The 13,080-nt window shown below is 44.8% G+C and carries 13 protein-coding genes; 10 read left to right on the top strand and 3 right to left on the bottom strand.

Annotated features, from left to right (window positions below):
* Complete coding sequence (locus NFR88_RS04645) at window positions 1-579, top strand: indolepyruvate oxidoreductase subunit beta (protein WP_160202820.1); 579 nt, start codon at window positions 1-3, stop codon at window positions 577-579.
* 754 nt (window positions 580-1,333) lie between these two features.
* Here NFR88_RS04645 and NFR88_RS04640 read toward each other — a convergent pair.
* Window positions 1,334-2,617 carry a Na+/H+ antiporter NhaC family protein gene (locus NFR88_RS04640; RefSeq protein ID WP_251613836.1) on the bottom strand — a complete coding sequence of 428 codons (1,284 nt, stop codon included), beginning with the start codon at window positions 2,615-2,617 and terminating at the stop codon, window positions 1,334-1,336.
* 108 nt (window positions 2,618-2,725) lie between these two features.
* Window positions 2,726-3,508 (bottom strand): PHP-associated domain-containing protein, encoded by a 783-nt coding sequence (locus NFR88_RS04635; RefSeq protein WP_160202818.1) that lies wholly within the window; start codon window positions 3,506-3,508, stop codon window positions 2,726-2,728.
* Window positions 3,509-3,691: 183 nt separating this feature from the next.
* Between NFR88_RS04635 and NFR88_RS04630 the strand changes: the two genes are divergently transcribed.
* Window positions 3,692-4,249 (top strand): biotin transporter BioY, encoded by a 558-nt coding sequence (locus NFR88_RS04630; RefSeq protein WP_251613833.1) that lies wholly within the window; start codon window positions 3,692-3,694, stop codon window positions 4,247-4,249.
* 15 nt (window positions 4,250-4,264) lie between these two features.
* On the opposite strand, the gene NFR88_RS04625 is transcribed toward NFR88_RS04630, so the two are convergent.
* On the bottom strand, window positions 4,265-5,134 hold the full coding sequence (locus tag NFR88_RS04625; protein WP_160202816.1) for a LysR family transcriptional regulator: 870 nt from the start codon (window positions 5,132-5,134) through the stop codon (window positions 4,265-4,267).
* Between the two features lie 194 nt (window positions 5,135-5,328).
* Here NFR88_RS04625 and NFR88_RS04620 point away from each other — a divergent pair, with 194 nt between their 5' ends.
* The 8 genes from NFR88_RS04620 to NFR88_RS04585 all read left to right on the top strand — a co-directional run bounded on the left by NFR88_RS04620 (window position 5,329) and on the right by NFR88_RS04585 (window position 12,918).
* Window positions 5,329-6,501: a CD0519/CD1768 family membrane protein gene (locus NFR88_RS04620; protein ID WP_251613907.1), complete on the top strand. Its 1,173-nt coding sequence runs from the start codon at window positions 5,329-5,331 to the stop codon at window positions 6,499-6,501.
* A 187-nt stretch (window positions 6,502-6,688) separates the two neighbouring features.
* On the top strand, window positions 6,689-8,485 hold the full coding sequence (locus tag NFR88_RS04615; protein WP_251613830.1) for an ABC-F family ATP-binding cassette domain-containing protein: 1,797 nt from the start codon (window positions 6,689-6,691) through the stop codon (window positions 8,483-8,485).
* A gap of 19 nt (window positions 8,486-8,504) precedes the next feature.
* Window positions 8,505-8,723 carry a YdbC family protein gene (locus NFR88_RS04610; protein WP_160202814.1) on the top strand — a complete coding sequence of 73 codons (219 nt, stop codon included), beginning with the start codon at window positions 8,505-8,507 and terminating at the stop codon, window positions 8,721-8,723.
* A gap of 10 nt (window positions 8,724-8,733) precedes the next feature.
* Window positions 8,734-9,315 carry an NAD(P)H-dependent oxidoreductase gene (locus NFR88_RS04605; RefSeq protein WP_160202813.1) on the top strand — a complete coding sequence of 194 codons (582 nt, stop codon included), beginning with the start codon at window positions 8,734-8,736 and terminating at the stop codon, window positions 9,313-9,315.
* Between the two features lie 566 nt (window positions 9,316-9,881).
* On the top strand, window positions 9,882-10,469 hold the full coding sequence (locus NFR88_RS04600) for a 2-oxoacid:acceptor oxidoreductase family protein (protein ID WP_160202812.1): 588 nt from the start codon (window positions 9,882-9,884) through the stop codon (window positions 10,467-10,469).
* 23 nt (window positions 10,470-10,492) lie between these two features.
* Window positions 10,493-10,795, top strand: a complete 303-nt coding sequence (locus tag NFR88_RS04595; RefSeq protein ID WP_160202811.1) for a 4Fe-4S binding protein — start codon at window positions 10,493-10,495, stop codon at window positions 10,793-10,795.
* Window positions 10,796-11,983 carry a pyruvate ferredoxin oxidoreductase gene (locus tag NFR88_RS04590; RefSeq protein WP_160202810.1) on the top strand — a complete coding sequence of 396 codons (1,188 nt, stop codon included), beginning with the start codon at window positions 10,796-10,798 and terminating at the stop codon, window positions 11,981-11,983.
* 2 nt (window positions 11,984-11,985) lie between these two features.
* Window positions 11,986-12,918: a thiamine pyrophosphate-dependent enzyme gene (locus NFR88_RS04585; RefSeq protein WP_160202809.1), complete on the top strand. Its 933-nt coding sequence runs from the start codon at window positions 11,986-11,988 to the stop codon at window positions 12,916-12,918.
* Window positions 12,919-13,080: the final 162 nt, after the last annotated feature.

Genomic DNA, 13,080 nt, shown 5'->3' with positions numbered 1-13,080 from the left:
ATGACAAAGAATATTTTATTATCAGGTGTCGGCGGACAGGGCACCATCACTGCTGCAAAGATGCTGACCTTCGGTCTGATGGAAGCAGGCTACGACGTAAAGATGAGTGAAATTCACGGCATGAGCCAGAGAGGTGGCGACGTGGTTTCTCAGGTTAGATACAGCAAAGAGAAAGTATTCTCTCCTGTCATCGAAAAGGGTACTGCAGATATCATCGTTTCCTTTGAAGAAATGGAAGCGCTGAGAACTCTGGATTATCTGAAACCAGATGGCGCAGTGGTTGTCAATACAGAGAGAATTCCTTCCATGACCGTACTGACCGGCGTAGAAGAATATGCAAACGATGTCATTGAAGAAATTGAAAAGGCAGCAGACCGCGTACATACCATGGACGCATCCAAAATGGCTGCGGACCTGGGCAACGTAAAAGCGGCTAACGTCATTCTTCTAGGCGCCCTTGTAAAATTGATGGGGCTTGACGATATCGACTGGGAAGATATCATCAGAAAGAATGTAAAAGAAAAGTTCATCGATCTGAACCTGAAAGCATTCAAAGTAGGCGCAGACGCTGTAAAATAACTATAAAATTTAAAAGACAGGAATCTCTTGCATGAAAGGGATTCCTGTTTTTCTGTTTTTGGTACTACGGATTTTTTTATTAAGTAGGAAAAATAGGTAGAGAAGCTGATGATTGACAATATGTAAAAAACTATCTAAAAAGTAAGGAAATGAGACAGTTCTTTTGAAGTAAAAGTGATATTGGAGCGAAAAAGAATCCAAGACAAATGCCAGGATGAAGTTTAATCTGATTTAATGATTGGTATGCAGTATTTCATGCTGTTGAGAAACCGGTGCGCCATAATCTCAGGATTTTTTTGTATATATGGCGTTCATCTCCTGGAAAACGCCATATTTTAAGCGTTTTTTTGTATACATGGCGCCAGCCATCCGCCAACCGCCATATTTTAGCTTGATTTTCTCAAATACTGGCACGAGCCTGCCGCCCGATACTTGCTTTTTTGATATTTTACTGTAGGATACCAAAGTTTTTCCGACTATCTGTCTGCATTTCTTTCTGCAGCCGCCATTTTTTCTTAAAAAGCTTTTGTATCTGGCACTTTCTCAAAGGTCCGCGCCATGTATACAGAAATCAAGCTAAAATATGGCGCGGGGTAAATCATCGGCATATCTTGATTCTCTTTCTGCCAGGTTTGCTCCCGTACATGAACTTGCCGGACTAGCTGCTTGTAGCGGGCGCTGGCCTAAAGCCGAAAAGAAGCTGTCTCATTTTATTTTGAGACAGCTTCTTTCAACCTTATGCAAGAAGGGGTTGTTATTTTTTCTTCGAGACAGCGATGCTGATCAGACCGCATATTGCCATCAGGTAAGGATAGAACAGATACGGAATAATATCAAAGGAGGTTAGTCCTGTCAGTGTTGCAGCAGACAGCAGCTGGGCGCCGTAAGGAATAATCCCCTGAAATACGGAGGCAAACATATCCAGAAGGGAAGCGCTTCGTTCCGGTGAAATGCCGTAGTCGTCGCTGATTTCTTTTGCGATTGGGCCCGCAATTACGATAGCCACGGTGTTGTTGGCGGTCGCTGCGTCAACAACAGAAATCAGAGCAGCAATACCAACTTCCGCGCCTTTATATGTATGAATACGGCTATGGATTTTTTCGAGAATAAAAGCGAATCCTCCGTTTTCTTTGACCAGTGCGCTGATGGCAGCAACCAGCATGGAAATTACAGTGATATCATACATACCGGTGACGCCGCTGCCGATAGAAGTGAATACTTCAGATACGACAAGGGAGCCGGTGAAAAGACCAACGAGAATGGAAAGTACGGTGCCGCTGATTAAAACAACAAACACGTTGATTCCGATTACGGCAGTCACTAATACAAAGATATACGGCATAACCTGCCAGATATTATAATTGAGCTCTGCCTCTAATGTAAAAGAAGCGCCGCGAGTCAGGCAGAACAGTATGACAACGGTGATAATTGCTGCTGGAAGTACAATCAGAAAGTTCTTTCTGAATTTATCTTTCATCTCACAGCCCTGGGTTCTTACCGCTGCGATGGTGGTATCTGAAATCATGGACAGATTGTCGCCGAACATAGCACCGGACACAACTGCACCGATACAGATTGGCAGCGCAAAGCCGGTCTTGTCCGCAATGCCTACAGCGATTGGTGCAAGGGCTGCGATGGTACCCATGGAAGTACCCATGGAAATTGAGATAAAGCAGCCGATGACAAACAGACCGATTACTGCAACGCTTGGCGGCATCAGGGAAAGCCCCAGATTGACGGTACTGTCGACTCCCCCTGCTGCAGATACTGCTCCTGAAAAAGCGCCTGCGGCAAGATATATCAAGCACATTGTGATGATATTATCTTCCCCGATTCCAATAGCAGCAATGTGCAGCTTTTCGGTAAAGGTTTTGCCCTTTGTCTGGACAAATGCTACGATAAGCGCGATTAAGAAGCCTACAACAGCTGGCATGGTATAAAAGTCATTGAGTAGAATTCCGGTTCCTAGAAATAGGATTAGAAATACCAGAATTGGAAGCAGAGCCCAGCCGTTTGCCTTTGGTTTTGATTCGTTCATTTCTTCGTCTCCTTTTTGCGTAAATTAATAATAAAATCCTGAGAAAAAAAGTCGGACCTTTGTGGGGTTCGACTCAGGGACAATTGCTATTTACATTTTATCAAATTATTATTTGCGGTGCAAGGGTAATTTGCGAAGTTTTAGCTGTCTGTAAGGGGAATAAAGCAGACCCAGACTGCGATTGTAGGCGCGGAATCCAAGGGAGGCAGCTATAGAATGTCTTTTTTTGTGCTTCGGGAGCATGATTCGTTCTGTACCTCCGAAAGCAATGATTCCACCGCAGGTAATAGCGGAGATTAAATCATTGTTGCAGGTGATATTCTCATGGAAAGCAGTAAATGCCATGCCAACATAATCTTCTTTGTGAGAGTCTGAACCGCCGATACAGGGTTTGCCATATGCTTTTGCAAGGGCCTGCGCTTTCTGGTTGGCAAGGGGACTTTCACAGGTGTTAAAGCCTTCAATAAAATCAAAGTGGTTGACAAGCTGAGGATTTTTGCGCAGCTTGCGGAGAAGCAGAGCGCTGTTGTAGCGAGTGCCGAAAGGATGAGCAGGTCCTAGAATTCCGCCATACTGATGGACCAGCTTTATCAGTCGCGCAATGGACATGCCGCGGATTTTTAGCACAGGCAGAAAAATGCCATCTGGCATAATCACCAGAATGTGACCGGCGTCCCTGGTATCGTATTCCACTCCGACCAGTACTGTAAAATCGCTGGTTATGCTGTGGCAAAAATTTTTAAAATACCGATAGCCTTTGTATGTATCGTGGTCAGTTATCAGCATACCGGAGAAACCGTGAGATATTAAAAGTTCAATATAGCGTTCGATTGGAATTTTTGCATCGATGGAACCGGCTTTGGTGTGACAGTGCATATCGAATTTTATCATCAAATTCACTTCCTTTCGCGATATAGCCTTTACATATGAAATGGATTTTATACAGGTATTTTATGCAAAAATGCAGTTTGAAATGTGCTGCATCATTGTCACCTTTTATTAAAAAACAAGGTTGACATGAAGAGGCGTAGATGTTATACTCTCTTTAGTTCAAGAAAGAAGGAGTATTTAATTATGACTACAACAAGAAATAAAACCTATGATATGATTTGTGTGGCAATGTTTGCAGTTATTATGGCAGTATGTTCCTGGATATCAATTCCTACTTTGGTTCCTTTTACGATGCAGACCTTTGCGCTGTTTTTAGCCTTTGGTGTGTTAGGGGGCAAGAGGGGCACTCTGGTCGTTGTTATCTATGTTCTGCTGGGAGCTGTTGGTGTTCCAGTCTTTGCAGGATTTTCCAGTGGGCTTGGTGTGCTGATGGGTACTACCGGCGGATATGTGCTGGGATTTTTGCTCAGCGGACTTCTCTATTGGAGTTTAGAGCGGCTGCTCGGTGAGAAAATCTGGGTGCATGCTCTCTCCATGGTTTTGGGAATGGTTACCTACTACGTATTTGGGACTATTTGGTTTATGGTGGTGTATACCCAAAACACGGGAGCTATCGGTCTCAGTGCAGTGTTGGGCTGGTGTGTATTCCCATTTCTGCTGCCGGATAGCATAAAGTTGGTGTTGGCACTCATACTTAGTGACAGGCTGAAAAAAATCGTGAAAAAAAGTGGCTGGGAGTAAGCGCATCTGTGCGGGCTACTTCCGATAATCCAGATATTCCAGAAAACGCTTTACCGCAAGGGAAGCGTTTTTTTTGCTGCGCAAAATCAGCGCAAGGTCACGGTAGGCGGGCTCTTCCAAAGGCTTTGTGATGATGTTGTAGGGGGAACGCTTTAAAATCAGGCTGGGCAGAATGCTGATTCCCAGCCCACTTTCAACCATTGCCATGATAGCGTAGTCATCGAAAGTAGAACAGCGAATCTTGGGCGTTAACTGATGATAGCGAAAAATCTGTTCGGCGTCCACACGCTTTCCGGTTTTCGGGAGAATAAAGGGGTCGTCGCACAGCGCCTTTAGAGGAAATTTTTTGCAGTGTTCAAGGGGGTGACTTTTGGGAAGTGCCACCAGCAGTTCGTCCATTTCAAGATGAATGGTTTCCAGCGGGGATCGGATGGGGAGAGGCAGAAAGCCGCAATCCGCTTTGCCGCTGACGACCCAAGCTTCGATTTCTTCGTAGTCACCCATGAGCAGTTCATAGTCAATGCCGGGATAGTCCGCTTGAAAATGTTTGATGATGTTAGGAATCCAGTGAGTAGCAATACTGGAGAAGGTAGCAATTCGGATTAGTCCTGTGTGAAGACCGGAAAGCTCGTCTACCTGTTCTGTAAGGGCATCGTATTCTCTGCATAAAGACTGAATAAACGGAAGCAGCTTTTCGCCCTGAGAGGTCAAGAAGACGCCAGCTTTACCGCGCTCTAGAAGCGTTAGATTCCATTCTTTTTCTATGTCGGAAATCATGCGGCTGATTCCTGACTGGGAATAGTTCAAAAGTTCAGCGGCTTTGGTAAAGCTGCCATATTCCACAGTCTTGAGAAAGGCTTGGTATTTCTGTAAATTGGATTCCATCGTTTTCACTCCTATATATCTGATTTTGTAATGTAAAACATGAAAAAAATTCGCTTTTGTGATTTATACTTTTATGATACAGTATGAGAGAGAAAAATACAAGACAGATAAAAAAGAAAGTGAAAAGAAGGAAGGAATTTGTAATGCAGGAGAATTTATCTGTGCAGAGAGAACCGCAGCTGACAAAACCACAGATGAAAATTGTGGAAAATAGAAAGCCCCGGGTGAAAAATGCGTTTAGTCTGGAAACATTAGTATTTTTAGGAATCTTTGGCGTGATATTTGGGTACCTTGGAATTACCATGGGAACTGTCAATATGATGAATACGCTGATGAATACAGCCTATGACCTCTTACTGAACACGGTATTTTATATTATGGCAATCGCCGTACTTGCTGGTGCGGCTGCTGGATTATTAACGGAATTCGGCGTTGTAGCAGCGATTAATAAAATTTTGTCACCTTTAATGAAGCCTCTTTACGGGCTTCCAGGAGCAAGCATAGTAGGCGTAGTTACTACTTATTTGTCCGATAATCCAGCAATTTTATCTCTGGCAGAGGACGATAATTTCAGAAGATATTTCAAAAAATATCAGCTTCCGGCATTGACTAACATTGGGACGGCCTTTGGTATGGGCATGATTATTACTACCTTTATGATTGGGATTAAGGCACCGGCAGGCGAAAGCTTTGTGGTGGCGGCTCTGATTGGTAATCTGGGTGCAGTCATTGGCAGTATTGTCAGTGCAAGATTAATGCTTCGCCATACAAAGAAAATTTACGGAACAGAAGCGGAAGTCGATGTGAAATCCGGCTGCAGCCAGATTTCCCTTGACGAAAGAATGATTCGTGAGGGCAGCCTGGGTGAACGTTTCATGGGTGCTATGCTGGAAGGCGGAAAAAATGGCGTATCTATGGGATTTGCCATTATTCCTGGCGTGCTTATCATTTGTACTATCGTGATGATGCTGACTGGCGGACCTTCTGCTGATGGAACTTTTACTGGTGCAGCTTATGAAGGCGTTGGATTTTTGCCGTGGCTTGCGGAAAAAGTGGAATTTATTCTGACCCCATTGTTTGGCTTTACTGCGGCAGAAGGGATTTCTGTGCCAATTACGGCGCTGGGCGCTGCGGGTGCTGCCATTGGACTGGTGCCGAATTTAGTAGCAGATGGTCTGGCTTCTGGTAATGATATCGCAGTTTTTACAGCGATGTGCATGTGTTGGAGTGGTTATCTGAGTACGCACGTTGCGATGATGGATTCTTTGAGATTCAGAGAATTGACAGGAAAGGCAATTCTCTGCCATACAATCGGCGGTCTGATTGCTGGTGTCAGCGCACACTTATTATATATGCTTATTGGATAAAGCTTTCTTAAATTATATCGTAAAATGCGGATGCTGCATGATTAGGCATCCGTATTTTATTTCACTAATTCTGACGGGGTGTAGCGGAAGGCGCGCCATAATTGGCGTCCGCAAAGAAGGGGAAAAGATAGAAAAGAAGTGATAACAAGAGTTGATTTTCATATAGGGAAGCGTATATAATAGAACCATGATTTTACTTAATGCAGAACATATTAAAAAGAGTTATACAGAAAAGCCGCTGCTGATGGATGTGAACCTTTCCATCGATCAGGAGGATAAAATTGGACTAATCGGCGTCAACGGAAGCGGAAAATCTACTTTGCTGAAGATTCTTGCGGGTGCAGACGATGAGGAAGGCGGCACCATCACAAAATCCAGAGAGCTTCGCAGCGCATATCTGGCGCAGAATCCGCCCTACGACCCAGGGCTGTCTGTGATGGAACAGGCATCGCGGTATCTTTTGGAAACTGGCAGTCAAGTTGAGCAGTATCAGTACCAGTCCATGCTGACAAAGCTTGGCATTACCGACTTTGAACAGAAGATGGGGCAGCTTTCCGGCGGACAGAGGAAACGGGTTGCCATGGCAGCAGTTTTGACAGCGGACAGCAATTTGTTAATCCTGGATGAGCCGACCAACCATATGGACAGCGATGTCATTATTTGGCTGGAAGAATATTTGCTTCGCTACAAAGGTGCGATATTCATGATTACCCATGATAGGTATTTTTTAGATCGAGTGGCTAACCGAATTGTGGAAATCGACGGCGGAAAGCTTTACAGCTATGATGGCAATTACGATTACTATTTGGAGACCAAGGCTGCCAGAAAGGAGATGGAACTGGCATCGGAGAGAAAGCGGCAGGCCATTTATCGCAAGGAACTTGCTTGGATTCGTAGAGGTGCTAAGGCTCGTACTACAAAGGCAAAGGGCAGAATTGAGAGGTTCCATCAGCTGGAAGAAAGTAAATTGGTAATAGACGATGCCGCGCTGGAAATGACTGCCGCATCCAGCAGACTGGGTAAGAAGATTATTGAGATTGAACATCTCAGCAAAGCCTACGGCGATCTGCGGCTGATTGATGATTTTAGCTATATCCTTTTGCGAAATGACAGAGTCGGTATCATCGGACCTAACGGCTGTGGAAAATCCACTCTTTTGGGCATGATTATGGGTCGGATTCCTTGTGACGACGGTACCGTTGAGAAGGGCGATACCGTAAAAATCGGCTATTTCTCACAGGAAAATCAGGCTCTCGATGAGGAGGCGAGAGTGATTCGTTATATTTCTGATATTGCAGGCACTGTACAGACCAGCGAAGGTAGTTTTTCAGCTTCTCAAATGCTGGAGCGCTTTCTGTTTCCGCCCCATATGCACTCTGTCAAAATTGGACATCTTTCCGGTGGTGAGAAGCGAAGACTGTACCTGCTCAGTATTTTGATGACAGCACCAAATGTACTGATTTTGGACGAACCGACCAATGACCTGGATATCGAAACCCTGACGGTGCTGGAGGACTATTTGGACGATTTTAATGGTGCGGTCATCGCCGTATCCCATGACCGATATTTTCTGGATAGAGTGACCCGAAAGACCTTTGCATTTTTACCGGGTGGTGAGATACGCCAGTACAATGGAGGGTTTACAGACTATGAGGCAAAGCACAGTTTAGAGCTTTTGGAACAGCAGACAATAGCAAAACAGGAAAAGGCACCAGAGCCTAAGCGGCGAGAAACAAAGCCGCAGAAACCCCGTTTCACATATAATGAACAGAAAGAGTTTGAGACGATTGATGCGGATATTGAGGCGCTGGAAAGCCGGCTGGCAGAAGCGGAAGCAGAGATGAGCCGACATGCCACGGATTTTTCAAAGCTGGCAGAGCTGCAGATGGAGAAGGAAGAACTTGAAACACAGCTGCTTGAAAAGATAGAGCGGTGGACGTATCTGAACGAGTTAGCAGAGGAAATTGCCAATTACAAGAAATAAGAAGAGTGAGGAGAGAGTTATGGCAGATATTAAATATGAAATCATAGAGGAAATCGGCGTGTTATCAGAAGGTGCAAGAGGTTGGCGCAAGGAGCTGAATTTGGTCAGCTGGAACGGTGCTGCACCGAAGTATGATCTGCGAGACTGGGCGCCTGCGCATGAGAAAATGGGAAAAGGCGTTACCTTAACAAAAGATGAGGCAAAAGCGCTGGCAGCCTTGCTTGGCGAGATACAGTAGGAGGCGAGAAATGGAAAAACTGTTATTCATAGACGCATGTGTCAGGGATGAAAGGTCCAGAACTAAGATTTTGTGCGACGTTTATCTGGAAGAATTTCTGAAAAAAAATCCGGAGACTGAGGTTGAAACGGTAGTCCTCAGAAACGGCAGCGTGCAGCCTCACACTATGGAGAAATTGGATATTCGGGACGACCTGGTTCGCAAAAAAGACTTCACGCATCAGATGTTCAGCCTGGCGAAACAGTTTAAGGAAGCGGACTATATCGTAATCGGCACACCTTATTGGGATTTGTCCTTCGCAGCAATTCTTAAAGTCTACATCGAAAATATTATGGTAGCAGACTTGACCTTTAAAGCTACTAATACAGGATTTATCGGACTGTGCAATGGAAAAAAGCTGACATATATTACGACAGCGGGCGGCTTCATTGGAGAAAAAAATTATGGTTACGATTATATGTGTGGAGCAGCCGATATGCTTGGCATTCCTGAAACAGAATGCATCAAAGCAGAAGCGCTGGATATCGAAGGATTTGATGCAGAGAAGATTGTGGCGAAAGCCGTCGAGGAAATTCGCTGCAAATTCAAATAGACTAGGTATGCTTGGGAAATACAAACAAAGAAAAGAAAAAATGTTTGTAGAATATAAACAAAAACTGTTGACATTCTGCTGGCCAAAAGGTAGAATAGTCATGAATTAAATTTCATATGAACCAAAGACTTTGACGGAGACAGTAGATTTACGCCAAAAAGGTAAGAGCGAGCCGGGGATGGTGAAAGCCCGGTACTGAATGTAGGCATAGATTGAATATCACTCCTGAGTTGCAGGGCTGAAAGACTAACCTGTGTTAATAAATGCGGCGGTTGAGTAAGTGCTGACGGGCCTTCCCCGTAATCGGAAGAACATATGATGGTATGTTGTAGCAGGTGGTTAAGCGAAGATTTTATATCTCCGTCCTGATACAGGACGGAGTTTTTTTATAACATAGGAAATATTGGGTCTTCGATATTTCCGTATGTTTCAAGAAAAGCACCTTGCGAAGCGTCGCCTCATAGCGAGCGACATTGACAAATTTCGCGAAATAGGACATTTTTGTCAACAGGCTGCAGCAAAGCAAGTGATCTGGAACAGATCTTTAATTAATAGGAGGAAAACGAATGCAAAAGAATAACGATACGGTAGAGATCAGATGGCACGGCAGAGGCGGTCAGGGCGCCAAAACAGCATGTTTGCTATTAGCCGATGTAGCGTTTAGCTCCGGAAAACAAGTACAGGGATTTCCTGAATACGGTCCGGAGAGAATGGGCGCGCCAATTACGGCTTATAATCGGATTTCTGATCATGAGAATAAAGTTCACTCTAATATTTATAACCCTAATTATGTGGTTGTGGTAGATGAAACCCTGCTGCATACTGTAGATGTGACAGCGGGACTTTCTGAAGATGGCGCGATTATCATTAACAGCAGCAAGGAGCCTTCAGGACTGAGACCGCTGCTACGCGGCTATCGGGGAAAGGTGTGCACAGTAGATGCAGAGAAAATTTCTGTTGCTACACTGGGAAAGAACTTTCCAAATACACCGATGCTTGCTGCTGTAGTAAAGGTCAGCAATGTCGTTGACAATGAGAAATTTCTGCAGGATATGGAAACTTCCTTCAGCCATAAATTTGCGAACAAGCCCGGCGTGATTGCAGGCAATATGGAAGCGCTGAAGATGTCCATGAACGAAGTAAAAGTAGGTTAAGTTAAAAGGTAGGTTAAGTCGAGATGAAATTAGCAAAGAATATCAACGAGCAAAGTGCGTGGCAGGAGCTGACCACAGGGGCAGAGATCTATGAACCGGGCACTTCCAGATTAGTAAATACCGGAGAATGGAGAGTATTAACCCCTTTCTTCGATGCAGAAAAATGTAAGCACTGTATGCTGTGCGTGCCGTTTTGTCCAGATGTTTCGATACCGGTGAAAGACGGAAGAAGAGAGGATACAGACCTTTATCACTGCAAAGGCTGCGGCGTCTGTGCAAAAGTATGTCCCTTTGGGGCAATCACTATGGGAAAGGAGGAAAAGTAAATGGCAGTAAAAGACAGAATGAGCGGCAACGAAGCAGTTGCAGTGGCGATGAGACAGATTAACCCCGATGTGATGGGGGCGTTTCCGATTACACCATCTACAGAAATTCCACAGTATTTTTCCAAGTATATCGCTGACGGTCTGGTAGACACAGAGTTTGTAGCAGTAGAATCTGAACATTCCGCAATGTCCACCTGTATCGGAGCTTCCGCAGCAGGTGCAAGAGCAATTACGGCAACCTCTTCCGCAGGTCTTGCCTTGATGTGGGAACTGCTTTATGTAGCGTCTTCCTCCAGACTGCCGATTACCATGGCAGTGGTAAACCGTGCGCTGACCGGTCCTATTAATATCAATAACGACCACTCCGACTCCATGGGCTGCAGAGATGCAGGCTGGATTCAGATTTATGCAGAAAATAATCAGGAAGTTTACGATAACTATATTCAGGCAATGCCGATTGCAGAAAGCTGCCGCCTGCCGATTATGATCTGTCAGGACGGCTTTATTACGAGCCATGCTGTTGAAAATATCGAGCTTCTCGATGATGCAGATGTAAAAGCTTTCGTTGGAGAATACGAACCGGAAAACTATCTTTTAAAGGCTGAAAATCCTCTTGCGGTAGGTCCTTATGGCGTTTCTCCATACTATATGGAAATTAAAAAAGCGCAGGCTGAAGCAATGAAAGACGCCAAGACAAGAATCTTGGAAGTTGCAAAGGAATACGAGAAAGTTTCCGGCAGAAAATACGGGTTCTTTGAAGAGTACTATATGGATGACGCAGAAGCGGCGGTAGTAGTAATCGGCTCCTCCGCAGGAACTGGAAAAGCTGCGGTGGACATGCTTCGTGCAGAAGGCAAAAAGGTTGGTCTCATTAAGCTGAGAGTGTTCAGACCATTCCCAATGGAGGAACTGGCAGCAGCCCTTTCCAAAGTAAAAGCTGTAGCGGTAATGGATAAGAGCGAAGGTTTCTCTGCTTGCGGCGGTCCTATTTTTGCAGAGACGCGAAGTGCTTTATACGATCTTGCCAAAAGACCGATGGCAGTCAATTACGTATATGGTCTTGGTGGCAGAGATGTAACCATTTCCACTTACGAAGAAATTTACGACGCCCTCTTTAAAATGATAGAAACAGGTCAGGTCGGCCAGGTTTACAGGCATATCGGCGTTAGAGATTTGGAGGATAGATAGACATGGCTTACAGTTTAAAGACAGAATTAGAAAAGAAAAATAGATTTGTACCAGGACACAGACTCTGTGCTGGCTGCGGTGCGGGCGTTGCCGTAAACGGCGTGCTTCGTGCCCTTGACGAAGGAGATAAAGCAGTAGTATCCAATGCGACAAGCTGTTTGGAAGTTTCCACTTTTATGTATCCATATACAGCTTATGAGGACAGCTATATTCACAGCGCTTTTGAAAATGCAGCAGCCATGACCGGCGGCGTAGAGACGGCTTATCATGTGCTGAAGAAGAGAGGTAAAATTAAGGACAACTATAAGTTTATCTGCTTTGGCGGAGATGGCGGTACTTATGATATCGGTTTTCAGTCTCTATCGGGGGCGATGGAACGTGGACACGATATGGTCTATGTATGCTATGACAACGAAGCGTATATGAATACGGGGATTCAGCGTTCATCTGCAACACCTCGTTTTGCAGATGCGACGACTACACCGGTAGGAAGCAAGTCCTATGGAAAAGTACAGAACAAGAAGAATTTGACAGAAATCATCGCTGCGCACAACGTGCCTTATGCAGCGCAGACTACTTTCCTTGGAGATTTCAGAGACCTGCATAACAAAGCACACAAGGCGATTTACACTGAAGGACCGTGTTTCCTCAACATACTTTCTCCTTGTCCCAGAGGCTGGAGATACGAGATGGAAGATCTTGCGGAAATCTGTAAACTGGCTGTGGATACTTGCGTTTGGCCGCTTTATGAGATTGAGCAGGGCGTATGGAAGCTGACTTATGAGCCTGCAAAGAAACTGCCGGTGGAACGTTTCCTCGAAAAGCAGGGCAGATTTAAGCACATGTTTGCAAAGGGCAATGAGTGGATGATTGAAGATGCGCAGAATTATGTGGACGAACAGTGGGAAAAACTGAAAGAAAAATGCCAGCGATAAAATCGTTTAAAAGATGACCAGCTCCTATCACGCTGATAGGAGCTGGTCATTTTATATATAAGAAAACCACGCGTTGGATGCGTGGCGGGTGTTTATTTAGGGGCTGTGCTGTGAGTTTTTTACCTTTTTCAAAACATGTGTTAGGAACGAAAATTTTCTTTG

It is taken from the genome of Senimuribacter intestinalis, from assembly GCF_943192965.1.
Taxonomy (GTDB): Bacteria; Bacillota; Clostridia; order Peptostreptococcales; family Anaerovoracaceae; genus Senimuribacter; species Senimuribacter intestinalis.
Note: the sequence above shows the minus strand (reverse complement) of the source record. Positions and strands in the feature narration are given on the sequence as shown.

Excerpts from the sequence above, each read along its gene's own strand:
- NFR88_RS04645 (WP_160202820.1), top strand. The coding sequence starts at position 1 with ATGACAAAGAATATTTTATTATCAGGTGTCGGCGGACAGGGCACCATC.
- NFR88_RS04640 (WP_251613836.1), bottom strand. The coding sequence starts at position 2,617 with ATGAACGAATCAAAACCAAAGGCAAACGGCTGGGCTCTGCTTCCAATT.
- NFR88_RS04635 (WP_160202818.1), bottom strand. The coding sequence starts at position 3,508 with ATGATAAAATTCGATATGCACTGTCACACCAAAGCCGGTTCCATCGAT.
- NFR88_RS04630 (WP_251613833.1), top strand. The coding sequence starts at position 3,692 with ATGACTACAACAAGAAATAAAACCTATGATATGATTTGTGTGGCAATG.
- NFR88_RS04625 (WP_160202816.1), bottom strand. The coding sequence starts at position 5,134 with ATGGAATCCAATTTACAGAAATACCAAGCCTTTCTCAAGACTGTGGAA.
- NFR88_RS04620 (WP_251613907.1), top strand. The coding sequence starts at position 5,329 with ATGAAAATTGTGGAAAATAGAAAGCCCCGGGTGAAAAATGCGTTTAGT.
- NFR88_RS04615 (WP_251613830.1), top strand. The coding sequence starts at position 6,689 with ATGATTTTACTTAATGCAGAACATATTAAAAAGAGTTATACAGAAAAG.
- NFR88_RS04610 (WP_160202814.1), top strand. The coding sequence starts at position 8,505 with ATGGCAGATATTAAATATGAAATCATAGAGGAAATCGGCGTGTTATCA.
- NFR88_RS04605 (WP_160202813.1), top strand. The coding sequence starts at position 8,734 with ATGGAAAAACTGTTATTCATAGACGCATGTGTCAGGGATGAAAGGTCC.
- NFR88_RS04600 (WP_160202812.1), top strand. The coding sequence starts at position 9,882 with ATGCAAAAGAATAACGATACGGTAGAGATCAGATGGCACGGCAGAGGC.
- NFR88_RS04595 (WP_160202811.1), top strand. The coding sequence starts at position 10,493 with ATGAAATTAGCAAAGAATATCAACGAGCAAAGTGCGTGGCAGGAGCTG.
- NFR88_RS04590 (WP_160202810.1), top strand. The coding sequence starts at position 10,796 with ATGGCAGTAAAAGACAGAATGAGCGGCAACGAAGCAGTTGCAGTGGCG.
- NFR88_RS04585 (WP_160202809.1), top strand. The coding sequence starts at position 11,986 with ATGGCTTACAGTTTAAAGACAGAATTAGAAAAGAAAAATAGATTTGTA.